This is a genomic window from Acinetobacter nosocomialis NIPH 2119 (genome assembly GCF_000368085.1).
Taxonomy (GTDB): Bacteria; Pseudomonadota; Gammaproteobacteria; order Pseudomonadales; family Moraxellaceae; genus Acinetobacter; species Acinetobacter nosocomialis.
In genome coordinates this window covers 3,232,570-3,257,304 of the sequence record NZ_KB849239.1, presented here as the reverse complement: position 1 = coordinate 3,257,304, position 24,735 = coordinate 3,232,570, and the positions used below count along the sequence as shown (strand labels likewise).

23 protein-coding genes are annotated in these 24,735 nt (G+C 37.5%); 9 read left to right on the top strand and 14 right to left on the bottom strand.

Annotated features, from left to right (window positions below; all coding sequences use genetic code 11):
- Positions 1-143 precede the first annotated feature (143 nt).
- On the top strand, positions 144-1,337 hold the full coding sequence (locus F984_RS19040; protein ID WP_004711470.1) for a GGDEF domain-containing protein: 1,194 nt from the start codon (positions 144-146) through the stop codon (positions 1,335-1,337).
- Here the strand turns inward: F984_RS19040 and dsbD are convergent, their stop codons facing one another.
- From dsbD to F984_RS19020, 4 genes are all read right to left on the bottom strand, one after another.
- Entirely contained in the window at positions 1,338-3,146 is a 1,809-nt protein-coding gene (gene dsbD / locus F984_RS19035; RefSeq protein WP_004711468.1) for a protein-disulfide reductase DsbD, read from the bottom strand. It lies immediately after the preceding gene.
- Positions 3,147-3,164: 18 nt separating this feature from the next.
- Positions 3,165-3,932: a transporter gene (locus F984_RS19030; RefSeq protein WP_002053755.1), complete on the bottom strand. Its 768-nt coding sequence runs from the start codon at positions 3,930-3,932 to the stop codon at positions 3,165-3,167.
- Between the two features lie 12 nt (positions 3,933-3,944).
- Positions 3,945-4,490 carry an ankyrin repeat domain-containing protein gene (locus F984_RS19025; protein ID WP_004711466.1) on the bottom strand — a complete coding sequence of 182 codons (546 nt, stop codon included), beginning with the start codon at positions 4,488-4,490 and terminating at the stop codon, positions 3,945-3,947.
- Between the two features lie 158 nt (positions 4,491-4,648).
- Positions 4,649-4,999, bottom strand: a complete 351-nt coding sequence (locus F984_RS19020) for an HPF/RaiA family ribosome-associated protein (protein ID WP_002053923.1) — start codon at positions 4,997-4,999, stop codon at positions 4,649-4,651.
- 252 nt (positions 5,000-5,251) lie between these two features.
- On the opposite strand from F984_RS19020, the gene puuE reads away from it, so the two are divergent.
- The 5 genes from puuE (at position 5,252) to F984_RS18995 (ending at position 9,378) form a co-directional block, all read left to right on the top strand.
- On the top strand, positions 5,252-6,217 hold the full coding sequence (gene puuE, locus F984_RS19015; RefSeq protein ID WP_004711462.1) for an allantoinase PuuE: 966 nt from the start codon (positions 5,252-5,254) through the stop codon (positions 6,215-6,217).
- A gap of 99 nt (positions 6,218-6,316) precedes the next feature.
- Entirely contained in the window at positions 6,317-6,820 is a 504-nt protein-coding gene (gene uraD, locus F984_RS19010; RefSeq protein WP_004711460.1) for a 2-oxo-4-hydroxy-4-carboxy-5-ureidoimidazoline decarboxylase, read from the top strand.
- Positions 6,817-7,140 (top strand): hydroxyisourate hydrolase, encoded by a 324-nt coding sequence (gene uraH, locus F984_RS19005; RefSeq protein WP_004711459.1) that lies wholly within the window; start codon positions 6,817-6,819, stop codon positions 7,138-7,140. The genes uraD and uraH overlap by 4 nt, the downstream gene beginning before the upstream one ends.
- 24 nt (positions 7,141-7,164) lie before the next feature.
- Complete coding sequence (locus F984_RS19000; protein ID WP_004711456.1) at positions 7,165-8,532, top strand: nucleobase:cation symporter-2 family protein; 1,368 nt, start codon at positions 7,165-7,167, stop codon at positions 8,530-8,532.
- Positions 8,533-8,652: 120 nt separating this feature from the next.
- Positions 8,653-9,378 carry an outer membrane protein OmpK gene (locus tag F984_RS18995; RefSeq protein ID WP_002053945.1) on the top strand — a complete coding sequence of 242 codons (726 nt, stop codon included), beginning with the start codon at positions 8,653-8,655 and terminating at the stop codon, positions 9,376-9,378.
- 54 nt (positions 9,379-9,432) lie between these two features.
- On the opposite strand, the gene hpxO is transcribed toward F984_RS18995, so the two are convergent.
- Positions 9,433-10,590, bottom strand: coding sequence for an FAD-dependent urate hydroxylase HpxO (gene hpxO, locus F984_RS18990; RefSeq protein WP_004711454.1), 1,158 nt, complete (start codon positions 10,588-10,590; stop codon positions 9,433-9,435).
- Positions 10,591-10,789: 199 nt separating this feature from the next.
- Here hpxO and alc point away from each other — a divergent pair, with 199 nt between their 5' ends.
- Entirely contained in the window at positions 10,790-11,800 is a 1,011-nt protein-coding gene (gene alc, locus F984_RS18985; RefSeq protein WP_004711451.1) for an allantoicase, read from the top strand.
- Positions 11,797-12,300, top strand: a complete 504-nt coding sequence (locus tag F984_RS18980) for an ureidoglycolate lyase (protein WP_004711450.1) — start codon at positions 11,797-11,799, stop codon at positions 12,298-12,300. Before alc ends, F984_RS18980 begins: the two co-directional genes overlap by 4 nt.
- 122 nt (positions 12,301-12,422) lie before the next feature.
- On the opposite strand, the gene parE is transcribed toward F984_RS18980, so the two are convergent.
- Positions 12,423-14,306, bottom strand: coding sequence for a DNA topoisomerase IV subunit B (gene parE, locus F984_RS18975; protein ID WP_000195970.1), 1,884 nt, complete (start codon positions 14,304-14,306; stop codon positions 12,423-12,425).
- Positions 14,307-14,320: 14 nt separating this feature from the next.
- Positions 14,321-14,902 carry a YqiA/YcfP family alpha/beta fold hydrolase gene (locus F984_RS18970; protein ID WP_004711447.1) on the bottom strand — a complete coding sequence of 194 codons (582 nt, stop codon included), beginning with the start codon at positions 14,900-14,902 and terminating at the stop codon, positions 14,321-14,323.
- 211 nt (positions 14,903-15,113) lie between these two features.
- Here F984_RS18970 and F984_RS18965 point away from each other — a divergent pair, with 211 nt between their 5' ends.
- A complete protein-coding gene (locus F984_RS18965; RefSeq protein WP_004711445.1) occupies positions 15,114-16,457 on the top strand; it encodes an alpha/beta fold hydrolase in 1,344 nt (447 codons plus the stop codon).
- Between the two features lie 63 nt (positions 16,458-16,520).
- On the opposite strand, the gene F984_RS18960 is transcribed toward F984_RS18965, so the two are convergent.
- The 7 genes from F984_RS18960 to F984_RS18930 all read right to left on the bottom strand — a co-directional run bounded on the left by F984_RS18960 (position 16,521) and on the right by F984_RS18930 (position 24,735).
- Positions 16,521-17,246: an SH3 domain-containing protein gene (locus tag F984_RS18960; protein ID WP_004711443.1), complete on the bottom strand. Its 726-nt coding sequence runs from the start codon at positions 17,244-17,246 to the stop codon at positions 16,521-16,523.
- A 405-nt stretch (positions 17,247-17,651) separates the two neighbouring features.
- On the bottom strand, positions 17,652-18,005 hold the full coding sequence (locus F984_RS18955; RefSeq protein ID WP_004711441.1) for a hypothetical protein: 354 nt from the start codon (positions 18,003-18,005) through the stop codon (positions 17,652-17,654).
- A 140-nt stretch (positions 18,006-18,145) separates the two neighbouring features.
- Positions 18,146-18,502: a hypothetical protein gene (locus F984_RS18950; protein ID WP_004711439.1), complete on the bottom strand. Its 357-nt coding sequence runs from the start codon at positions 18,500-18,502 to the stop codon at positions 18,146-18,148.
- 1 nt (position 18,503) lies between these two features.
- Entirely contained in the window at positions 18,504-18,962 is a 459-nt protein-coding gene (locus F984_RS18945) for a hypothetical protein (protein ID WP_004711436.1), read from the bottom strand.
- A gap of 21 nt (positions 18,963-18,983) precedes the next feature.
- Positions 18,984-20,735 (bottom strand): muramidase family protein, encoded by a 1,752-nt coding sequence (locus F984_RS18940; RefSeq protein WP_004711435.1) that lies wholly within the window; start codon positions 20,733-20,735, stop codon positions 18,984-18,986.
- A gap of 11 nt (positions 20,736-20,746) precedes the next feature.
- Entirely contained in the window at positions 20,747-24,052 is a 3,306-nt protein-coding gene (locus tag F984_RS18935; protein ID WP_004711433.1) for a type VI secretion system Vgr family protein, read from the bottom strand.
- 167 nt (positions 24,053-24,219) lie between these two features.
- The gene (locus tag F984_RS18930; RefSeq protein ID WP_002053747.1) at positions 24,220-24,735 is read right to left on the bottom strand and encodes a disulfide bond formation protein B; all 516 of its coding nucleotides are present in this window, start codon (positions 24,733-24,735) and stop codon (positions 24,220-24,222) included.

Below are 24,735 nucleotides of genomic sequence, written 5' to 3'. Positions count from 1 at the left end.
TCACTTCATCTTATTTATAAAAACTTTAATCTTAAGGTTTAATGAGTGAATCATGGTATGTTTAGGTTATGAATCATTCAAACTCCCCCATTTTAGGATGATCTGAAGAAGAGATATCACTATTTAGGAGTTCCTTTATTATTATGAAAATTCGTTTAATCACTCATCCTATAAATAAAATAAAACAGGTGATTCTCGAATTCATCCATAACAATCATATTATTAACTGGACCCCGTTACAAAAAAGTGCACTGATGCTGACCCTCGCCTGTGCAATGAATTTCAGTTGGATTTTATGGAAAGGCTATATCTTAATAACGCCTAGTGTCTGGCAATGGTCAAATTTACCTTTAGTCGAATCACAGCTCTGGCTCAACTTATTGACCTTATTTTTATTAGCTTTGCTGATTATTCCGTGTTACCGCTATAAAGACCAAGACTGGGCTCAAAAAATTGTTCCTCTTATTAGCGTGCAAGCCTTTATGCTCATGCTGTGTCACGATGGTTATTTAATAGGAAGTATCAGCCCAGCCACAATGGTCGGTTATGTAGGTACGATTGGCGTAGGTTTAGTTTTATTTGAAAGAAAAATTGTTTATAGCGCTTTTATACCAGCAACAATTATTTTAGCTGTATGTACTTATTTAAGTATGAATGGGGTTATACCCTACGCTCCACTATTTAACTTCACGGCTATCCGACATGCTCAAACCAATCCATTTTGGTTAGGGAGTATGCTGTTTTTTATTATGCCGATTTTAGTGGCGTGCTTTATTTTATTTGAAATTCTACTAACTCAATGGCGCCAAAGAGAAACTTATATTCAACGCTTAAGCCAGATCGACCCATTAACTAATGTATTAAATAGACGCAGTTTAAATGCGCATCTTGAAACACTGCACGAACAAAAATTCGATTATGCTTTAGTCCTTCTCGACATAGACCATTTTAAAAAAATTAATGATGTATATGGACATCATCAGGGCGATCAGGTCCTGATTAAAATTGCTCAATGTCTTTCTGAAAATTTACGTAATGAAGACATCATTGGTCGATTTGGTGGAGAAGAATTTATTTTATTACTCCCTCATACCGACATTATTCAAGCGGAAAAAATTGCGGAACGTTGCCGACTTGCCTTACAAGGGTTATCTATTTTCAATAATCAGAATATTCAGATTCATGTAAGTGCAAGCTTTGGAATTAGTAGCTCTGCTTTTGCAAACGATCCCTACGTTGTGATTCGACAGGCCGATGAAGCACTTTATGCGGTAAAGGCTTCAGGGCGTAATCAGGTCCGCACTTTTCAACAAATACCACATATAAAATCAATTTGACTATTTAGCTTTCGATAAACTTGCAAGCTGTTGCAAAAGCTCTTGCTGACTAAAGGCACCTGTTAAACGCAAAGAACGAATTTCTTGTTGTTGCTTATTTAAAAAGAGATACGTTGGTGGCCCAAGAATATTCCACTGCTTGAGTAGAGCTTCATGTGACTGATCATAATGACTCAAATCAAGCTTAATGAGGTAGTAAGGCGCAAGAGCTGACTGAACTTCTGGTGCTTTTAAAATACGATGTTCAATAGGCTGACAAGCCACACACCAGTCTGCATAGACATCAACGACAATAGCCCGATCAGCAGGCGCTGCTGCTAAAATTTTCTGAAAGTCTGCGGCTGTAGTTGCAACATGCCATTCAGCCATATGGTCGGAACTTTGCAAACTTCGATTTTGAAAATGCTGATACTGGTTATAAGCAACAAATGGCGTTACCAATAAAAGTAGTAAGGCATATAGCCACTGTAACTGCCCTTTTTTCCAAAAGAACTGATACAGCGCATAAATAATAAAAGCCAGCCCTAGCAATAAACTAAGCACTTGCATGCCCCAATCTGGCAATAAAGGGCGAATAAAATAAAGACTTAATCCTAACATCAGAAAAGCAAAAATTACTTTAATCTGATGCATCCAGTCACCTGCTTTAGGTAAGAACTTTGCACCTAAAACACTGGCAATGAGTAAAGGAATTCCCATCCCAAAACCTAGACAGAATAAAAGCAAAGCACCTTGCCATTGGTTCTGGGTTTGAGAAATAAATAATAAGGTTCCAGCTAAAGGTGCAGTCATACATGGACCAACCAAGAGCGCAGAAACTACGCCCATGACCCCGGCACCAACCAAAGTACCACCTTGTTGCATAGACTGAATACGATCAAGCCGATTTAACCACGTTTGCGGTAAACGAAGCTCAAACAATCCAAATAGATTCAGCGCAAAAACTACAAACAGTAAACTAAACGCGATAAGCGTAGCAGGCTGTTGTAACCAGCGTTGGAAATTTAGCCCTGCTGAAGAAGCAATTAAACCTAGACCTGCATAAACCAATGCCATACTACACACAAAGGTAAGTGCAATGGTCCAAGCCTTTAAACCCTTATGTTCTCGAATAATCAGTGAGGTTAAAATTGGCAACATTGGTAAAGAACATGGCGTAAATGCAAGCAGCATGCCTAAACCTAAAAACAATAAAACACCATACCAAAGTGAGTGTTCAATTAATTTAGCTGACCAAATCTGGTCTTGTGCAATTTGGGGAGCGGCCGCTTCAGCTTTATTTTCTGAACTTGTCGGATCTTCTAAAGGTTCTTGAGATACTGGTTTATTTGCCAAATCTAATAAGCGTTTCTGTGCTGTTCCTGCTTGATTTTGTACACCAACCAGACCATCTGCATCGGTTTGAAACTCAATAGTTTGTGGTGGATAACAAATACGGTCTTTGGCACAGCCTTGCCAAGTTACAGTGTAGTGCTCTGAAGGTTTAGTCTTAATCTGGAAGTTGACTTGATGGTAATAAACCTGACTTTGCCCATAGTTCTCATCATATTGAGAAACGGCTTTAGGCAAATTTAAAGCTAAAGGTTGATTACCCTGCTGGACAGTAAATTTATGCTGATACAAATAATAATTTGGCTGAATCTGCCACGCTAACTTTGCGGTATGCGATTGTGGCGATTCAACCGAAAATGAAAAAGCCTGTTCGGGTGAAAGTAGCTTATCTTCTGCAAAAACAAACTGGCTCAATACAAAACTAGCAGCTGCTAGAAAATAAATAATTCCCTGAGAAATAAGCTTTTTCATTAACATCAATTCAAGTTGGTTTTATCAAAATAAGAATGCCATGCCCAAGCCACCATGGTAGCCTTTATCTTGACCCTCTAAATCGACACCTACACTTGCATCAAGTTGAGTACGTTTATTAACTGCATACACTAAACCTGTACCTAAACCATATTGGTAGTCTTGGCTTTCAGCTTTACGGTAAACAAATTCAGAATAGCCAGAAAGTTTGCCAGCAATTTTATAATTGATTGTTGGAATGGCTGTTACAGCCCAGTTGCTGTTTTGCACTTCGTAACGCATCGTAATTGCAGTATTGATTAAATCATTATACTGATAAGCCACTGCCGAACTTAAACTATAAATATCGTCATGTTCAGTAAACTCATCATTACCCGTTGCAATAAGCGCTTGAGCCAATACAGCCATTGTTAAATTTTCATCATTTAAATCAATCGCTTTTTTTAAGCCGATGCTTACATCACCTAAACCAGAAGTATCTGTCTTTTTACCAGCGCGCTTGGTTTGAGTCCAACCTGGACCTTGCCAACCCAATTGTAATTCTAAGTCTTTCGCCAAACCTGTACGGAATAACATATCACCATGTACAGTTACGGTTTTTTCTTTCACGCCATCAACAGTTGCTTCTGTATAAGTTGCACTTGGCAAACCTTGTTCCCAAGCTAACTGCCCCACTGGAGTGATACCTGTTCCGAAGCCCGAACCTGGACGGTCAAACGAGAACTCTGCGGCAAAACTACTTCCTGCGGCAACAGTGGTCAGAGCAAAAGTTAAAATTTGAAATGTTCTCATTCTATATTCCAATCAAGTAGTTAGTTCTTTTGACATTTTTGCTCCATGATGGCGCAATAACTCTAGTGTTTCACGCTCTTCTTGAAGCGCTTCTGACCAATCTATTTCATCAAAATCACAATCAAAGAACAACTGACTGATTGAAGATAAAATGGTAAGTCCTTCTTCATCACGTGTGTTTGGATCAACTTTTTCATCAAGTAAACGTTGAACCGCTGGTGCGCATGCCGAACTTGCTGCATCCCATAGTGGACCATAAAATTCTTCTGCATCCCAAAGATGAACATTTGCCTTTGCCTGAATTAAGGCTTCAAGGATATCGAGATAAACTTGTAATGCTTGATCTTTTTCTTCTTTTGATAAGGGAGTGCCTGCTTCATACGCTTCCGAGACATCTTCCCACCATTTAAAAATTCCATCACAAATAATTGATACAGGTGGCCCTTGTTCCGGATCAATGAAATTCGGATCAAGCCCCTCAGCAAGTAATTTTTGTACTTGCGTAAGTTCTAATTCTTCTATGGCTTTAATTAAAGCCTGCTGCTGGGTGGTTAACATGACCATCTCTCAAAAATATATTAGGGCTATTATGCCTAATCTCTGATGAAGATTTTAGAGGTCAATGCTATTGCATTGCAAACCAAAAGTTGTGAAGAGTTTTTATCCGTCTTTTTTATTTTTCATAAAAAAAGCCCCGAAGGGCTTTTTAGCAATTTTTAAACTTCATCATCAATGAATTCTGGTTGACCACCTCTCGGGTGTTCCTTTTTCTCAAAAGTATGTTCAAGGCTACGTTTTAGTTTTTCAATCGCACCGTGAATTGAGGCATCAATATTTCCTGCTTTATGGTGCACTGCCACTGGTTTCAAGCCAGCAGGACGTGCTTCGATCATACAGTGGATATCTTTATCGCCACCTTTGTCCCCATTTTCATCACTAAAATGAACCGAGAAATGTGTAATACGTTCGCTATGACGTTGGAATTCTTGAGTAAGTTCTGCACGTACATAAGTAATTAAACGTTCACTATTATGGATGTTTTTATCTGTGCGGATTTCAATATTCATAAATACCATCCTCTCTTTCTTACTGTGGATCTTTTCTATGCAAAACTTTTTTATGTTGGCATGTTTTAAGCATGCATGAACTGACTTTAATTGTACATTTTGATGGTGTAATGGTTTGTTATCTCCTGACTTAAACGTACTGCTTTTAATTTATTTTGAAGATCTTCATACCTTCAATATCAGTCCATCTATAAAAATATGCAAGCTGATTTTTTAAATTTTTATGAAAAATTGAACAAAAGGAGAGCAATTGTGACCGAATCTTATCTATCTGGAGCAGAACTCATTGAGCAGATTCAAAAGTCTCCTTATTCACGTGATTTAATCGGTTATCACGGACAGCCTCCAGAGGTGAAATGGCCCAATAATGCTAAGATTGCCGTGCAATTTGTGTTGAATTATGAAGAAGGTGGCGAAAAGCATATTGAACACGGCGACGAAGGTTCGGAGCAGTTTTTATCAGAAATTATTGGTGCTGCAAGCTATCCAGCTAAGCATATGTCGATGGACTCTATGTACGAATATGGTTCACGTGCTGGTTTTTGGCGCATCCATAGTGAGTTCCAACGGCGCAAGCTTCCAATGACTATCTTCGGCGTTGCCATGGCGCTGGCCCGTAACCCTTATATTGTCGAAGCAATTAAAGAAGCTGATTATGATGTCGTTTCTCATGGCTACCGCTGGCTTCACTATCAAGATACCGACATTGAAGTCGAAAAACAGCACATGGAACAAGCCTTATCAGTTTTAGAAAACTTGTTTGGAAATAAGAGTATAGGTTGGTATACCGGACGTGATAGTCCTAATACCCGTCAGTTACTCGCAGAGTTTCCGCAAATACAATACGACTCTGATTATTATGGTGATGATCTGCCTTTTTGGACCACACTAACCGATACGGCTGGTGCATCACGTCCTCATCTCATTATTCCTTATACGCTCGAATGTAACGACATGAAGTTCTGCTCACCGGGCGGATTTAATAGCTCAGAGCAGTTTTTCCAATATTTAAAAGATAGTTTTGATGTGCTGTATGCAGAAGGTGAAACTGCACCAAAAATGATGTCTATTGGAATGCACTGCCGTATTTTAGGGCGTCCGGGTCGCTTTAAAGCCTTACAAAGATTCCTCGACTATATTCAAATGCACGATCGTGTCTGGGTATGTCGTCGTCAGGATATTGCAGAATATTGGTTTAAAAATCACATAACTCGTTAGTTGATTATTAATTTTCCAAATTCATTAGTGAAAGATTAACCACTCTTGGCACTGTTATTGCTAAAACTCTATATCATGATAACGAGTTTAGGAATAACAGTGTTTTTAGCCGAGTTTAATCAAGCCCCATCCGAGCAACTCAAGACTCTGTTAAACAACTGCGTCCATATTCCTGCTTGGGCCGAAAAAATTATTTCAGAACGTCCCTACTCTTCAACATCAGTTCTTTTAGGGTATGCAGAACAATTAAGCCACACATGGTCATGGCAAGAAATTCAGGCCGCTTTAGCAACCCATCCAAAAATTGGGGAACGACAGGCAAAAAAACAACTCAATGCAAAAGAGCAAGATTTTTCAGCTAAAGAACAAGCTGGTATCTCGTTGGATGAGCAAACACAACAAGCTCTGCTGCAAGGTAATCTTGAGTATGAACAGAAGTTTGGTTTTATTTTTTTAATTAAAGCAGCCGGCCTCAGTAGCGAAGATATTTTAAAAAAACTCCATCAACGTCTTCAAAACAACTTAGCTATAGAAAAAGTCATTGTACATGAGCAACTCGCAGCAATTGCTCTATTACGTCTATCACAGGAAGTACAAACATGATCAGCACTCATATTTTAGATACGAATTTAGGTAAACCGGCTGCACAGGTCGAAGTGAAATTGTTTCATGCAGCAACCCACGAACTAATTGCGACCGCAACCACTAACCAAGATGGGCGAGTGAGTGATTTTGAAATAAACGACTTGAGTGAAGGTGCTTATCAACTTGAATTTGAAATTGCTCCTTATTTTGCCTCCCAAGAAGTCAAAACTTTTTTCCCACGTGTTTGTATTCAATTTTTTATAGAAGATATCAATCAGCATTATCACATTCCATTACTAATCAGCCCGTATGCCTACTCCACTTATCGCGGCAGCTAATTCAAATATAAATAGGAGAAAAATATGAATCATCGACAAAAGAATGCGATTTCTCCAGAGCATGAGTATTTAGGAATTTCGAAAAGTTTTGCTTATGGCTTACAGCATGTACTTACCATGTATGGCGGCATTGTAGCGCCGCCCCTCATTATTGGAATGGCAGCTGGTTTAAGCTCGGCACAAGTCGGCATGCTCATTGCAGCAGCCCTATTTGTAGGCGGATTGGCAACTCTCATACAAACCATGGGAACAAAATATCTAGGCGCAAAACTACCTTTAGTTCAGGGGGTGTCTTTTGCAGGTGTGGCGACCATGGTTGCCATTATCACCACAGGCGGTGGTCTACCTGCAGTTTACGGGGCAGTCATTGTAGCCTCTCTAGTTGGGCTTTGCCTTGCGCCCTACTTTTCAAAAATCATTCGTTTTTTCCCACCTGTTGTAACCGGATGCGTCATCACGATTATTGGGCTATCTCTATTACCTGTTGCAATTCGTTGGATGATGGGTGGTAACGAGAAAGCACCCAACTGGGGAAGCGTAGAAAATATTTCTTTGGCACTACTGACCTTAGGTATTGTGATTATTCTGAATATGCTACCTCAAGCCGGTATTCGTCGCTTATCCATATTATTGGCGATCATGGCTGGTAGTATATTGGCCTACTTCATGGGTTTTGGTGATTTTAGTCACGTGAGCTCAGGTGCATGGCTGCAATTCCCTCATCTATTTGCATTTGGTTTACCGACTTTTGAGCTCAGTGCGATCTTATCGATGCTGATTGTCACCTTAGTAATTATGACGGAAACCACTGCTGACATTATTGCTGTCGGAGACATTGTAGGAACTGAAGTCGATTCAAAACGTATTGCCAATGGCGTTCGTGCAGATATGTTCTCGAGTGCTATTGCACCTATTTTTGGTTCATTCATGCAAAGTGCTTTTGCCCAAAATGTTGGACTGGTGGCAATTACAGGTATCAAAAGCCGCTTTGTAGTAGCGGCTGGTGGGGTTATTCTCATCATTTTAGGTCTATTGCCTGTTATGGGTCGCCTTATTGCAGCAATTCCTATGCCTGTACTTGGTGGTGCAGGTCTGGTCTTGTTTGGATCAGTTGCAGCGAGCGGAATCCGTACTTTGGCAAAAATTAATTATAACGATCAGAAAAATTTGATTATTGTCGCGACTGCTTTATCAGCAGGGATGATTCCTATTATTAACCATGAATTCTATGCTCACTTTCCAGTTTGGGTACAAACTTTGTTCCATTCGGGTATTAGTTCAACTTGTATCTTTGCTATCTTATTGAATTTGTTATTTAATCATTTACCTTCATTTCGTAGCTCATCTGCCCCTCAATTGAGCCAAACCATAAATACGCGAAATACACATTAATGAATACGTTTTTAGCGCCCCACTTCGGTGGGCTTTTTTTAACCGTTGATCAAATTTGGCTTCATTTTTGCTTAAGACCCTGTATCCTTAGCGTGCTTTATTTGGGGGGAGATCATTTAAATGCAATTAAAGCAACTTGCGGCTACTTGTGCCTTGTTATCTGCAACAGCCATGGTTCAGGCAAAACCAATTTGGCAAGATTTTAGCGTGACTGGTCTTTATGGTGAAAACTATGAAGTTGTAGACGCAAAAGAAACCACCATCACTTTGGAATATGCAGCAAAAGTTAAATATGCTGATGTGTTCTTCTTCATGGACCGTATGCGCGGTGAAGATGATCATAAAAGTACATATTTTGAGTTATCACCACGTTTAAGCTTAGGTGAAATATCTGGCAAAAAATTGGCTTATGGCCCAATTAAAGATGTGCTCATTAGTACCACTTGGGAAAGTAATAGCGAAAACGGCAACAATTTCGATAACTTCTTATATGGTTTTGCTGTTGATTTAGATATTCCGTATTTTAAATATGCGAATTTAAATTTCTACCGTGCAAACAACGAGAAAACTGATGACGATTATCAAATGACATTCGTCTATGGAATTCCATTTAATATTGCATCTGAAGAATTTTTGGTTGATGGTTTCCTAGATTGGTCAACTGCTGAAGGTGACCATGCCAGTGAGTTGAACTGGACAACTCAATGGAAATGGAATGTAGGTAAACACATTTCTCCTGACACGCGCCTGTACCTAGGTATTGAGCACTCTGTGTGGAATAATAAATTTGGTCTACAAGGCCGAGACGAAAATAACGTCAGTGCTTTGGTTAAATACCACTTCTAAAATTTTTATTTAGAAGCATAAAACAGCAAGGAAAAATTCCTTGCTGTTTTTGTTTTAGTCGAGTGGATTACCGACAATATTACTAATAATACCCTGCATAATATGTCCGCCTTGTTCACGGCGTAATTCTGCATACCAAGCTTGGGTAATCGTTTCATCTTTCATATGGGTTACATCACAACGTTTGCGTGCACGAAGCACCAATTCATTGGCACGTTCATTACGTTTGTTTTGATAGCGGCGTAAAGCATCTTCTAGTCCCAAAGTATTAATTTGCAAAGAGCGCGCTAAATAAATCGCATCTTCCATGGCTTGGCAGCCACCTTGCCCAATATCAGGTGTGGTGCTATGAGCGGCATCACCTAAAATCACCACGCGACCTTTATAAAATTGGGTAAACGGTTCAATATCATGTATTTCTACCCGATTGGTCTTTTGCGGGTCTAAGCGTTCAATGAGCTGCTGTACAGGCTGGCACCAATCAGCAAAATATTGTTTTAAAAGTTTTTTATATTCATCCCGATTATTCTCTAAGCCTGCTGGCAAAGGTACATCTAAAAAGAAATAAAAACGTCCATCCGCAACTGGCATCAGAGATGCACGTTTACCCTCTCCTACATAAGTCGTCCATTGTTGAGCTGGCGCTAAATCTTCAGAGATTTCAACCAAACCATTCCAGTTCACATAACCTGCATAACGGCGCTGTACCTGCTGACCTAACACATAGGCACGAGTCATTGAATGCGTACCATCAGCCCCAATCAGTAAGTCGGCTTGTGTTGAACTACCATCTGCAAAATGCACTTCGACATAATCAGTTTTATCTTCAAGGCTGACCATTTTTTTGCCTAAATAAATCTGATCTCGACCAAACTCATCCATCAGCATATTTTGTAAATCGGCACGTGCGACCGGATAAGGGCGTTGTCCCACTTCTTCAATTAATGGCCGTAAACTGAATTGTGTCATCACATCTCCAGTTAAACCATCTACATAGGCCAAGTCATCCATTTGCCCACCAAGTTTGGCGATTTTCTCGGTTAATCCCAGATAATTTAGACATTTCACACCATTCGACCACAGCGAAATTGCAGCGCCGACTGGAAGAATCTTTTCAGTTTGCTCAAAAATACGAACTTGGTGACCAAATTTCTTTAATGCAATGCCTGTGGTTAGACCTCCCATTCCCGCACCAATAATCACCACATTCATAACACGCTCCTATAGATATTCACCTATAGGGTGCTTATGCTAAAAACATGCCATCGTTCAAAATTTATTGAGCTTTTCCACCAAACTGGCATGCACCATGCTTATATATTTAAGTATAGAACTGGTCTCAACACGCTCAGTGTGAGTGCAGTTTTAAATGAAAAATCATGTTTTTAACAAGAAATACGGATACTCCATTATGGCAACATTGCACGCTCCAGCTTTTGAACTTCCTGAGATTTTGAATACTAAAACTAATTTGGCGGATGCCCGAATTGGTGCACAAGTGATTGAGTGTTCAGATGATTTCTTTGCAGAAGCAAAACGTATGCTGCAATTTGAAGCACCTATTTTTGTTGAAGATAAATTCGATGATAACGGCAAATGGATGGACGGTTGGGAGACCCGCCGTAAGCGTCATGCGGGCTATGACTGGTGTATTGTGAAGCTAGGAGTGAGTGGAAAAATCAGTGCACTTGATATCGACACCACGTTTTTCACAGGAAATTATCCTGCATCTGCCTCATTAGAAGCATGTTATGCACCAAATGGTGACCTTACAGGGGCAAAATGGCAGAGTATTTTGGAAAATACCGAGCTAGGGCCGAGTCAACATCATATTTTTATGGTCAATAATGATGCAATTTTCACGCATATACGCCTCAATATTTTCCCAGATGGTGGTATTGCCCGTTTACGCGTTTATGGTGATGTTCATATTCAAGTGTCTGATACAGAGCAGACTCTCGATTTATTGGCCTTAGAAAATGGCGGTCGTGTAATTGCTTATAGCGATGCGCACTTTGGACATCCACGTAATTTGATTAACCCAGGCCGTGGCGTCAACATGGGAGATGGGTGGGAAACCAAACGCCGCCGCGCACCAGGTTATGACTGGTGTATTCTTGCATTGGGTAAAAGCGGAAAAATTGAAAAAATTGAAATTGATACGGCGCATTTTAAAGGTAACTTTCCTGCTGAAGTTTCTATTCAGGCGGTCTACCTTGAAAATGCAACCGATGCACAGCTGATTCCACAAAGTATGTTTTGGTCTTACTTACTTGAAGCCCAACCTATGCAAATGGACCATATTCATGAATATGTGAATGAAATTTTACAGCATGAAAAAGTCTCGCATATCCGTATTAATATGATTCCGGATGGTGGTATTAGCCGTGTCCGTTTATGGGGAAAAATTGCCAAGTCATGATCATGAAGAAAGTTCAAATTCAGCCTTTAACCATTGAGAACTTTCAGCCCTTCGGAGAAGTTATTTGTTGTGACGGGCATGATTTTTTTCATATTAATGATGCACACACCGAACGCTACCATGCGCTCGTTGAAACTGAAATTGAGGGCGAAGCAAAGGCAGGAATCAGTATATTCCGAAATATTAAGGCCAGTGTGTTACCTATGGAAATTTCAATGCTAGAGCGCCATCCGAAAGGCTCTCAAGCATTCATTTCATTACAGCAACAAAAGTTTTTAATTATTGTAGCCCCTGCTTTAGACGAAAATACTCCCGATATTTCCAAGCTCTGTGCTTTCATCTCGAATGGTAAGCAAAGTATCAATTATCGAGCAGGTACTTGGCATCACCCTTTGCTTACCTTTGAAGCGCCGAGTGATTTTGCAGTGGTGGATCGAATTGGAGGCGGTGCAAATTGCGATGTTTTTCAATTTCCCCATCCGATAAAAATTACTTTTTAAATTAAAATATACAGATCTGTCTATTTTTTAATTTAATAGTAGAACCCGTTGTGGTGATTTCCAACAATTTAAGTTTACTTAAAAAATCCCCGCCAATTGAGCGGGGATTTTTTCATTCATTTTTAAACCGTAATATCAGCTAAGTTACCCTTCTGCTCAAGCCATTGCTTACGGTCTGCTGCACGTTTTTTCGCAAGGAGCTTGTCGAGTAAACCTGCTGTTAAATGTGCATCATCTAGATCGAGCTGAACCAAACGACGAGTGTTTGGATCCATGGTTGTTTCACGTAGTTGAATTGCATTCATCTCGCCCAATCCTTTGAATCGGGTAATTTGCGGATTCTTATTACCTTTAACATTTTTTAAAATGGTTTCAAGCTCTTCATCATCTAGCGCGTAATGAACATCTTTACCAATGTCGATACGGAACAATGGTGGCATTGCTACAAATAAATGGCCTTCTTCAACCAATGCTGGAAAGTGTTTAACGAATAAAGCACATAGCAGAGTCGCAATGTGTAAACCATCCGAGTCTGCATCGGCCAAAATACAGATTTTGCCATAACGCAGCTCTGATAAATCATCACTGCCAGGGTCTACACCAATGGCAATCGCAATATCGTGAACTTCCTGAGAAGCCAACACTTCATCTGAAGAGACCTCCCATGTATTTAAGATTTTTCCACGAATTGGCATGATGGCCTGAAAGTTTTTATCACGCGCCTGCTTGGCACTACCACCCGCCGAGTCGCCCTCGACAATGAATAGCTCACTTTCTTCACGCGTTTGACCGACACAGTCTGCCAACTTACCCGGTAAAGCTGGGCCAGAAACAATCTTTTTACGCTCAACTTTTTTCGCAGCTTTTAAACGTCGACCTGCTTTAGAAATTGCCATTTCGGCAAGTTGCATAGCAATTTCAGCATGTTGGTTGAGCCAGAGCGCAAACGCATCCTTAGCAATATTTAAAACAATATTGGCGGCTTCACGACTCGAAAGACGCTCTTTAGTTTGACCAGAAAATTGTGGCTCTTGGAACTTAAGCGATAAAATATAGTTCACGCCATCCCAAACATCTTCAGCCGAAAGTTTAAGATTACGTGGTAATAAATTACGCAACTCACAGAATTCACGTAGCGCTTCGGTCACCCCCGAACGTAATCCATTTACATGTGTACCACCTTGTGCAGTTGGAATCAGGTTGACGTAGCTTTCTTGAACCTGCTCACCACCTTCTACATTCCAGCAAATCGCAAACTCACACGCGGCACGGTCTGCTTGCCCACTGCTTACAAATGCAGGGTTTGGCAAAATTTCACGATCTTGTAATTCATCCATCAAATAATCGACAAGACCATTTTCAAATTGCCATTCGATTTTTTCATCATTAATTTGATCGATATAAGTAATTTTTAAACCAGCTGCTAAAACAGCTTTGGCTTTTAAATTATGTTTGAGTGCTTTTAACGCAAATTTTGGACTATCAAAATATTTAGCTTCAGGCCAGAAACGTACCGTCGTTCCTGTCGCACGTTTTGGTGCTTTACCTTCTAACACCGCTAAAGGAGCAACAGGTTCACCTTGCTCAAATGCCATCTGGTATAAATTACCCTGACGCTGAACTTCTACCTCAACACGTGTAGATAAGGCGTTTACAACTGAAATCCCCACACCATGTAAACCACCTGAAAACTGATAGTTATCAGTACTAAACTTACCACCAGCATGCAGCTTGGTTAAAATGATTTCGATACCACTTTGGCCATATTCAGGGTGAATATCGACTGGCATACCACGACCATTATCTTCAACCGACAATGAACCATCTTTATAAACCGTGACACAGATTTTGTCGGCATGACCGGCTAATGCTTCATCGACAGCATTATCAATAACTTCTTGGGCTAAATGGTTAGGACGAGAAGTATCGGTATACATCCCCGGACGACGACGAACAGGGTCTAAACCGGAAAGAACTTCAAGCGATTGAGCCGTATATTGTGTCACGTTGTACGTTTTCCTTATTTGATGGTGTGCGCAAAGAATTCGATCACTAAGGGTAATTTTTCTTCAAAATCTTCCATGGCATGATTGCCATGAGCATCCGTCAAAATCAATGAGGATGGTGTTGCAGCACTATAATAGCGTTGTGCTTGACGATAATCCAAAATTTCGTCGCCTTGTTGCAATAAGACGAGTATTTTGTCAGCATTTTCAGGTTGTTTCAGTTCCAGTTGTTCTAACTGTCGTAACTGAACATGATCAATTGACCATAGATCATTCACCTTATAAGGCATGCTTTCAACTTGAAATAACTCATCAAACAGCTTCCATGGTTGCATAGCAGGGTTAATCAGTACAGCCGGAACATTATATTTCGCGACAAAATATGTCGCAAAAAATCCACCAAGACTACTGCCGACTAAAGCTACCTTTTCTAAAGACTGAATCATTTCTGAAACTTGTGCTACGACCTGTTCCGGAGATCTATTTAAATCTGGCAAATGCACATTTATGCCCAATTCGCTACAATATTGCTTAAGGCTCAGCCCTTTAATCGAAGAAGAGCTGCTATTAAAGCCATGGAGGTAGATAATATTCATATATTTCCCTCTTAAATTGAGAATAAACTCACATTTTTGTTCTCAGTTTGTATATAAAAACCCTATTGTCAGACAAGAAAAACGTCTCAACTTACCATTCATCAGTATTTTAAAAACATGTGTTATTTAAACTACTAAGATGGAAACGTTAGCTGCCGTTCATAAAAAGTACAGCTTAAAACGTCGGTTATAACGTAAATGGGGAAAAGATATGCCGAGCTTAACACCGTTACATGAAACTTATTGTAAATGGGATCGTACGCCACCAAGTCAGGCCGACGTACTAGAGGGTTTAGCTCAACTGTTCAGCACCAGCTTAAATGGTGTACATGAATTAATACAAGTCATTAATATTGAAGTGTTAAAAAATGCTTTTGGTATTAGTGCTCAAAATGCTAATAATTTTCAAAAACGCCCATCTGTGCAAAAGGTCTACCAGTTTTCCTATGGTGCCTTACAAAAATATGGTCGTTATTTTTTAGCGCCGGGTTTACGTCGTATTATTGAAAAGTTTCCGACCCTTCATGAAAAGCCATTAACACCCACACTTCATTTTTTGGTGGGTATTTTAAATGGTATTTTTGGAGACTATTTACTTAAACAACATAGTCCCCTTGCCTTACCCATGGTGCTATATGATCACTACGGTGCAATACAACAAGGCGAACTTGCAGGGCGTATCGTAATTTTAGTTCATGGTTTGTGTATGAACCATCTTACTTGGTCAAATGCACACTATGGCGGCATTGGTGAGCGTCTGTTAGCACAGCGCGACCATAACACCATGCTATATTTAAATTACAACACAGGTCGCCGCATTTCAGCCAATGGGCGCAGTTTTTCAAACTTATTAGAAGATTTAGTACAGCGCAATCCAAGAATTACTAGCATTGATTTAATTGGTCACAGTATGGGTGGCTTAGTTTCCCGTAGCGCGCTGTTTTACGGTAAACAAAATATGTATCAATGGATTCATATGGTCGAAAACCTCGTCTGTATTGGTTCTCCACACCATGGTGCAGTACTTGAGCGTTTTGGATTTGCTATACAAGATAAGCTCGGAGCTTTCCCATTTGTTGGGTTACTGGGTCAGCTAGTTAATATCCGTAGTAATGGCATTTTAGACTTACGCCATGGTAGTGTTCGTGATGATGACTGGGAATATATGGATGCCCGTATCGGCATGATGGATGACAACCGTGCTCCGGCTCCACTACCCTCCCATATCAATACCTTTTTAGTGGCAGGAACACTCGAATTTGAAAAAGTGCGTAATAAAGCGCTTACCGTGATTGGTGATTACTTAGTGAGTGTGAAAAGCGCACTTGGCGAACATCCAAATCCACGCTTTCAGCTTAAAGTTCCAGACTCACATAAAGCGGTGTTTTATGGCTTAAATCACTTTGAAATTCAGTATCACTCAAGTGTTGCCGAACAGATTACTCGCTGGCTATATCCTCATGTGAATGATTATGTGCAAGACGGTATTCAAACCCATATTATTGATATGCCGAACTATACGCTTGAAGATTTGGAAGGGATTGTAGAGACGTAAATAGAGCCCAACTTTTGTTGGGCTTCTTTAACAAACTAGCTTTTGTAGAAGAAAGATAATATTTTAAATTTCAACCATCCAAGCTTTATTGGCAATTACTTTTCCATTTTTTATATTTAAAACAATATTGTAAGCTGCTGCACCACCATTATTAAAAGTATTTAAAATATAAATATTATTATTTAAATAATATATTTTAAAATCAGCAAGCTCGTTCTTATCACCATCTATACCATTTTTAGGAAAAAAGTATTGTTCTATATCATTTTTACCAATTTCAATTTTCTTATCTTTATCCTTAATTATGATTTTATCAAGTTGTAAAAAATCATTATTAGGTAAAGTACCATCAGTACCAAAGAATTGTTTATTCTTAAAATACTTATATTCACCTTTAAAAGTTTTATAAAGTTTAGGATCTAAAATAGCTTTTTTTGCATACACTTCTACTATTATGTTTTTATCATTATAAACAGCTTTTTCTCTAGAATATTGAGATAGTTTAATAGAAGTGTACCCACTAAAATTATTTATTCTATTTTTATAGATAAATCCAGTTACACCATTGCTTGCATTAACTAAACAAAAATTATTAGTCTCTTCATCCATCACACAAGAAACAATTTCATTATTATTTAATTTGATTGTAACTTTCGAACTTAAACTTGAATTTTCCCTTACATTCACATACCCATCTTTATCTTGAATAAAACCAAAATCAGCATATGAAATCTCAATAAATCCAATCATGAAAGAAGTAAAAACTATAAATTTAAGATATTTTTTCATTTAAGCTAAGCTCATTATTTAATTTGAATGATCTCTTTTATAATAATATCATTTTTCAAAATGATATTATTATAAAATATAATCAAAATTTTAAAAATTCATAGTTATTCTTTATCATCATGACAATTATTTTCATATTTCTACCAAGCTGTAATTTATATACTGCATCGACATAATCACTACATAAAAAATATTATTGCTGCAAGATCTTAATCAAATTGGTATTATTATTTTATATTCTTAATAACCTTGCACTCTCCTTACCTTCTATCAAAAAATCAATAAATTTACCATGTGCAGGCATATTAAAATTATTATCTGTATAAGCAGAACTAATATTAAAATATACAATTATTAATAAAATTATTTTCTTAATCACAAACATATTCACAAAAATTTAATTAATTAAAGACATTTTCTTATATAATCTTTTTTATCCAAAAGATTCATTGGAATATTATTTTCTTCATCATATGTAATGTCATATAATTTATTATACTTCCTATCAATTCTTATCCAACCAAAAGTCACACCACCATTAACTCCACTTTTACTGTTAACAAAAATTTTTATAAAATCTTTTTCAGAAAAATCAAAAATTATATCATCCTTATTAATCTTATTAAAATCAAAATTCTTAGATGCTATTAACATCAGATCATTCTTACATTGCTTTTTTTGATCATAAGCAATTTTAGAAATTTCTGCATTACATCCCGAAATTAGAAATAATGTAAATAAAAAGCAACCAACTCTCACTATACAACCTCTATAAAATCAAGAAAATCACTATTATTATTTTAAATTTCTAATAAAATATTAAAATTAAATAAGCCCAAAAGTAAGTTAGGCTTATTTGATACAACTAAAAATATTTAATAAAGATCAAATAACAACCATTACTTATCCTTAAAGAAAAAGTTTTTTCTACCATCTATAACATAATGGGAATAAAGATAATAATTTCCTTTTCTAAAGATAATTTTTCCAAATTTCTCATGGCTATTAGCATCAAATATGTATAGAACATTATTTTTTTCTTCTACCTTACATGAATAAGTTTTATCCATTTGAAAACCAAAAATAGAGAAAACACAATTTTCTGATGTTAGTGTTAAAATCACCTCCCTAGTTGCAACATTATCTCCTAAAAGTTTTTCTGAGCCATAATAATGATAGGTACCATTCCATATATCTGTATTTGCAAATGTATGGTTAGCAAATAGTAAAATTAAGAATAATATTGAATATTTCATATTATTTCCGCAGCATTTTAATTAAATCACTTCCATCATCATATTTTATATTTCCTATTTTTTTACAAGAAGATTCTTTATTAATAACAAAGTTAATAAATTCTGAGTATTGATGATATTCAACTTTAACTGTTACTAAATTATCCGTATCCTGTAATATCTTATATTTATTGGGTGTATCTTGAGAATGAATTAAAATATTAAAATCAATATTACAAACCCCATTATTTCTTTTACTACATTCTTGATCTTTTATAAGTAAATTTGTAAGATTTTTATCAAAAAAATTACTTAAGGTTTTTCTATTTTTATTTTCAACAACCTCATCGCCATTAATAGGAAATTTATCATATAAATCTGTAATTAGAGCTTTTGAAGTATTGTAACATTCAGCTTCTTTTGCGGAAACACAACCAGATAAAAGGCTTAAACATAAAAGTTCTAAAATTAAAATTTTCATTAAAATCTCCTATTTAACACATTATATTCTAAAATATCTGTAGTTAACATGATCGCTATAAATCCTATGACTTTTTTGTTTAAAATCAGAAATCCATTGGCTACCATCATAGCCTGCAATATGGCCATATTTATGCTTATCCGTTTTTGTGATGATATAAATATCACCTAATTGGGGCTTACTAAACTCTTCAGGTATTTCTTTATAACCTATTTTTTTGAGAGTTGGCCCCCAATCTGATGCAGGGACAGGATGTCCTGAAGTATCTGCTCCCCCTGCCTCTAATGCAATTCTTACATATTTTGCGCATTCATGTTGGCTTTCTTTTTTAGCCCTCTTTCTTAAAATTTCAGCAAATTTTTCCAAATTAATTTTCTGATTATTTTTTATCTCAGCATTATTTATGTATGCACAGGTATAATTTTTCTCTAAATTTTGACTTTTTATACCTTCGGTTAAATGTTTTTTAATTTCTTGTTCAACCTCCCAAACTTTAGTTGAACCATTTTTAAATCCTTGTCTAATAACTTTTTTGCCATCCCGTTTATATTCATCATTCTCTTTCATAAAACTAGGATTTTGATGATATGGGCTTTCTAAAAATTTTTTAGAAGTTACTTCTGCATCTTTGGGTGCTGCATACACAATATCTTCATCTTCTAATCGATTTTCTTTGACATTTTTAGGATAATTAACCCATAAATATAATCCAGTTAGAGTTTTAATCTTTGTATGAGCAGAGTTTAGTTTATAGTATTTTTCCACATAATCTAATTGTTGTACGGCTGACATTTTTGCTAAATCAGATCTTTTAACTTTTAAATCAATTGAAGCAAATTTTCCGAATTGGATAAGACCAACATAACCACCTTTAGCATCATCTGTTAATTTTTTGCTGACAAAAGTTCCAATTTTTGGGCTAAAAGTTCCGGCAGACTCTAAATGCATAACAGCCATTAATTGGCTTGCCATATTCTCTGAGTCATTAGGCCACAAATTTTGTGCTATTTTTATAACTCTTTTCCTAAATTCACAACTAACTTTAGATCCCCAAGCCAAATTATATTGTTTACAAATACATGGAGACGTTGCATTAGTAGCAACTTTCATTGGTTTTCCTGACTCTTTTGTATATTCATCAGTTATATCTTTTGACTCTATTCTTTTTTGTGGTTTATCTGAAGTATTTTTATTATTATTATTTTCATGTGAATTTACTTTCTGAGGAGAAGATGATTTATTACTTTCATGCTTAGATTGATTGTTATCATGATTTTTTTTAGTATTACTCGACGCACTTTTATATGGAACTTTAATAATTTGTCCAATATCTATATGATCAGGATTTTTTAATTTATTTAAATGTACAATTTCATTAATTTTACAATTAAATTGATGAGAAATTGAAGATAAACTTTCTCCTTTTTTTACTTTATGCGTTAAATATCTATAATTACCAGGTTTATTCGTTGATTTTGCTAAGGTAATATTATCTAATAAGATTTTTGATGATGTTACTCTTACTATCTCTTTTTTATAAACAACAGTGTGTCTAACTTTTTCTTTCAAATCTCCTGTTATAATATTTTTTAAATATACATAAAGAGTATCACCTACATCTCTACTTATCATTACTGTTAAGCCATTACTATTCGTCATTCCGGAAGCAATAGTTGTGCCCTTTTCATTCTTAATAACATGATATAAATTAGGTATATTATTACCAGTAAATAATTCAACAAACCTAAACTGAATTAAACCTTTCTTATTCATTTTCTTTCCCCTTAATTAGAATTATTATTTAAATTAGAATCATTATGGGTTTCATAGTCTTCAAAATCCTCAAACTCTTCTGTTTCTTTATGCCATTTATCAGCACTATATCCCACTAAAACCTTCATTTTGTCAGGGGTACTACTCTTGAATCTTTCTGTTCTTCCTAATTCATCTAAATTACCTTGCGTAACTCTTTGATTTTCAAAAATTGCACTATATTTAACATTTTCGAAATCACTCCATTGAAACATCTTATATAAATCAATTCTATTACTATAATCAAAAGAACTAGGCATCTTAGGAACCTCATAAGAAACCTTAGCTCCACTCGTAAACAAATGCTGCCCAGCTTTACTTTCAAACTTACCACCTGTTGTTGAAAATACACCATTGGCATTAATTTTGAGCTGTGACCCACCTGCGGTTAATACAATTTCTTTTGGACTGGTAAGCTCGATTTTATCTTCAGTAGAAATTAGCTTAATCACCTTCTTCGCAATTGCTTCAATAGCATCATCTTGTGCTTGTAGTTCGAGCTTTCCTTTTGCTGCATAAGCACGCAAACCTTTTTGAGCAGCAAACAAACTGATTTTGTCTTGTGCATGCCCAATAATATTTTTCTGTGCACTTAAATTAATTGAACCGCTGGCACTTTCAGCAATATCTTGCGATGCTTGCAGGATAATATTTTCAGGTGTGGTCAAGGCAATGCCATTTGGTGAAGCTAATAGCATTAAGGCTTGTCTAAAGATTTTGCCTTGTTCTTGCTGTTTAGTATCGGAACTGCTTTCTAAACCTTGGGTATAACCCTCCATAAAGCCTTGTAAAGAACTCAATGCTTTAGAAGGTGACACTTCCAATTTACTGCCTTTACTAAAAGTGCCACATACACTCATCATGTCAAAGTCTTTAGTCTCAACATTGGCTAAGACCTTTCCAACCTCTTTAATACTCTCAAATGGATTTTTATGAATACGATCTTTAATGCTTGCAAGTTTACCTTTAACGAGGTCGGCACCATGTTCTTCAACATTTTCGATGAATGCTTTTAAGTTTTCCACCGCATCTTTGGCATCGCTAAAGAAAGCATTAAATTCATCTACAACGCCTTTTGCATTACCGCCTAGAGCACCAATATCCTCAATAAAGCCGCCACAGCTTTTGAGTGCATGTATAGGGTCGTTATTAATGCCTTCCTTAAACAGATTTACCGTACTATTTAATGCTTGTCCTGTGGTTTTTAGCTCAAGCGACTGGATGAATTTGGGTAAGCGATTAATCACGTTTAAAGCATCAGTTTGTTGCTTGGCTGCAACTTCACTGAGCATTTTCATACTTTCATAGCCTTGTGAAAGTAAAGATTGTGCTTGTGCAGCCTCTAAATGGTCGGCAATCGCCTGCTCTTGTGCATAGGTACTAATGAGCATGCCTTTACCCGCACGCACAGCTCCCCAAGCATCTGTTCTGAGCTCAAAGCCTTCACCACGGCCTTGGCTCGTCTCTTGTTCTTTTGGATGACTTAAATTACCTAAATTCAGCTGTGTTGCTGCATGACTACTTTGGAGTTGGGTACTGATTTGCCCGGTTGTGTCATCAAAACGTAATTGGTTAAAGCCACTGCCATTGATTTCCTGACTGCGAATCCCGCTCAGTTTTTTAGTTGCAGGAAGTTGCCCTTTTACATCGAACTTAGTGGGTGAACGCTGCGCTTCATGGATGCGCCCAGTCACAAATGGACGGTCAATATTGCCGTCAAAGAAGTCAATGACAACCACTTCACCAATACGCGGCAAGAAACGTGCCCCATAGCCTTCTCCTGCCCAAGGAGTCAGTACATCCACCCATGCCGAGTCGGTATCATTGTCATTGCTTCCAGCACCACCGTCATGGCCATGATCATCACTACGGGTAAATAGAAAACGTACTTTAATGCGTCCCCATTCATCGACATGAATGGTTTCTCCCTCTGGTCCCACGACTTTTGCTCTTTGTGGGTAGGCAATTGGGCGATGCTGTTCTGGATTATATTCAGGCGCAGTTTTGATTTGACGGCGTATTAGAGTCAGCTCATTACCTTGACGTTCGATATCATCGTAACCATGTTGATCCCAACGACTTTGGGTTAATAACTGGCTAACCTGCTGGTGTAAATCTTTAGGTAAGTTATTTTGATTATAGAAGTTTTTAGCAATGATCAAGAACTCTTGATCTGCCCCTTCATGCTGATCAATTTCAGGGTGCTCGCGTAGATTAAACCAATACCCGACTTGGCTATCGCGGACACTACTATAGGCTTTAAAGTATTTAGCCCGACTCGCATGCATGTCGGTGAAGTGCTGATTTAGTTTTTCTAATTGACTACTGCCTGAAGCCGTTGCCTGATCTTCCCCTTTTAAATCTTGCATCCAAGCAGGGCTTACGTGCCAAGCCTGCTCAAGACTTAAAGTGGCTGAGTCAAAGTTATCTGAATGTGTATGTGTAGTAACAACCGAACCATTACCCTCTTCTTGTGCAAGGGCATCGGGTTGCCAGCGCTGCACATGTACCGCGGTTGGTTGTAAACTCCGCACTGCAACAAAGCCAGTAATACTATCTTGATATTCGGTTGCGCTACTTCTGTGATAGCGAATACTACGACGCTCTAAAGCCTGATACTGGCTATTATCATCAATGAGTCTTAGTTTTTGAGTTTGTATTGGCGCAGTAAAATGCGGAACAAAAAGCTCTGTTTCATCAATGAGCCAACTAATACCTTCACTTCGCCATAAGCGTGTAAGAAAGTCATAGTCAGACTCATTATGCTGCATAGTAAAAGGTCGAATATCATAGTTTTGACCTAAGCCGCTCAAGTCAAGACTTAAACTCGCAGCAAACAGTGGACTTTTTTCCTGCCACTCTTTAAATAAAACTTCGGTAATTTCTAAGATACTTTTATTCATAAAAACACGACTATTACGGCGTTTGTGCCATAAATTTGTCGCATCTTCTATAGTCAGCTTATAAAGTGTTAAAGCACCATCACTTTGTCCATAACTGGCTTCAGTCACAATACCTGTGGTTCGGAACAATTGGCCCGAATCTGTGACTTGATCAACAGCGACCTGAACACCAATAAATTGCTTCAATGCAATTTGAGCATTGGTTGAAAGGCAGATCAATTCCGCCATTAGGCCACCATTCAGCTGATGTTGGCCTTCTATACGTTGTAAGAATATTTGGTTATTGAGTAGTTCATTAGAAAATTGTACATGGATAGCACGTTTCTGAGCATTTAGCCCTATTTTTTCCAAGACACTAAATATATTAAAAACCATTTTTTTATAATCATTAGGATATATAAACGGCTGCACTTTATAAAAAACAGAACTATCTGTCTACAAAATTATGCGTTATTTCTATCAATTTTTCTTATATTTTCACTTGTTCGAATATGATTAAAAAAAGCCCAACTTAAGTTGGGTTTTTTTTAATCATATTAAATTCACTTTTTAGCAGTCTTAAATGCCGGATAAAAACGGAATAACTGCCATAAACAGACCAGTAAAAGTAAAAGGAAATAAACCAAAGACCATACTGGTAAAGACTGACCTAAAAAAGTCCAGTCAATTGCAGCACACTCACCTGAACCAGAAAGCACTTCTTGTAAAACTGCTTTCATGGGTAATGCATCGATTAAATAATTTAAACCTGGTCCACAACTTGGTACTTGGTCTGGTGGTAAATGCTGTAGCCAAACATGACGGCCTGCCACGCCCACTGACCATAAAATTGCAATGCCTGCTAAAAATGCATAGAAGCGTTTAATCGCATTAGAAACTGGGTTATGCAAAAATGCAATGAGCGCCACAAACCCCATTGCCATTAAGCCAACACGTTGAAAAATACAGAGCGGACATGGCTCTAACCCTTTTACATGTTCCAAATATAACGCAAAAGACATGCCGACAATGCTTGCCAGTACAAGCAGTCCACTCACCAAACGGTAACTTAATCGCAT

Coding starts and splice junctions, on each gene's coding strand:
- F984_RS18940 (WP_004711435.1), bottom strand. CDS start 20,735: ATGAATAAGAAAGGTTTAATTCAGTTTAGGTTTGTTGAATTATTTACT.
- uraH (WP_004711459.1), top strand. CDS start 6,817: ATGATCAGCACTCATATTTTAGATACGAATTTAGGTAAACCGGCTGCA.
- F984_RS18995 (WP_002053945.1), top strand. CDS start 8,653: ATGCAATTAAAGCAACTTGCGGCTACTTGTGCCTTGTTATCTGCAACA.
- F984_RS18945 (WP_004711436.1), bottom strand. CDS start 18,962: ATGAAAATTTTAATTTTAGAACTTTTATGTTTAAGCCTTTTATCTGGT.
- F984_RS19025 (WP_004711466.1), bottom strand. CDS start 4,490: ATGTTAACCACCCAGCAGCAGGCTTTAATTAAAGCCATAGAAGAATTA.
- hpxO (WP_004711454.1), bottom strand. CDS start 10,590: ATGAATGTGGTGATTATTGGTGCGGGAATGGGAGGTCTAACCACAGGC.
- F984_RS19020 (WP_002053923.1), bottom strand. CDS start 4,999: ATGAATATTGAAATCCGCACAGATAAAAACATCCATAATAGTGAACGT.
- F984_RS18960 (WP_004711443.1), bottom strand. CDS start 17,246: ATGAAAAAATATCTTAAATTTATAGTTTTTACTTCTTTCATGATTGGA.
- F984_RS19000 (WP_004711456.1), top strand. CDS start 7,165: ATGAATCATCGACAAAAGAATGCGATTTCTCCAGAGCATGAGTATTTA.
- F984_RS18950 (WP_004711439.1), bottom strand. CDS start 18,502: ATGAAATATTCAATATTATTCTTAATTTTACTATTTGCTAACCATACA.
- F984_RS18965 (WP_004711445.1), top strand. CDS start 15,114: ATGCCGAGCTTAACACCGTTACATGAAACTTATTGTAAATGGGATCGT.
- dsbD (WP_004711468.1), bottom strand. CDS start 3,146: ATGTTAATGAAAAAGCTTATTTCTCAGGGAATTATTTATTTTCTAGCA.
- F984_RS18970 (WP_004711447.1), bottom strand. CDS start 14,902: ATGAATATTATCTACCTCCATGGCTTTAATAGCAGCTCTTCTTCGATT.
- F984_RS18935 (WP_004711433.1), bottom strand. CDS start 24,052: ATGGTTTTTAATATATTTAGTGTCTTGGAAAAAATAGGGCTAAATGCT.
- F984_RS19040 (WP_004711470.1), top strand. CDS start 144: ATGAAAATTCGTTTAATCACTCATCCTATAAATAAAATAAAACAGGTG.
- F984_RS18930 (WP_002053747.1), bottom strand. CDS start 24,735: ATGCGATTAAGTTACCGTTTGGTGAGTGGACTGCTTGTACTGGCAAGC.
- F984_RS19030 (WP_002053755.1), bottom strand. CDS start 3,932: ATGAGAACATTTCAAATTTTAACTTTTGCTCTGACCACTGTTGCCGCA.
- F984_RS18980 (WP_004711450.1), top strand. CDS start 11,797: ATGATCATGAAGAAAGTTCAAATTCAGCCTTTAACCATTGAGAACTTT.
- alc (WP_004711451.1), top strand. CDS start 10,790: ATGGCAACATTGCACGCTCCAGCTTTTGAACTTCCTGAGATTTTGAAT.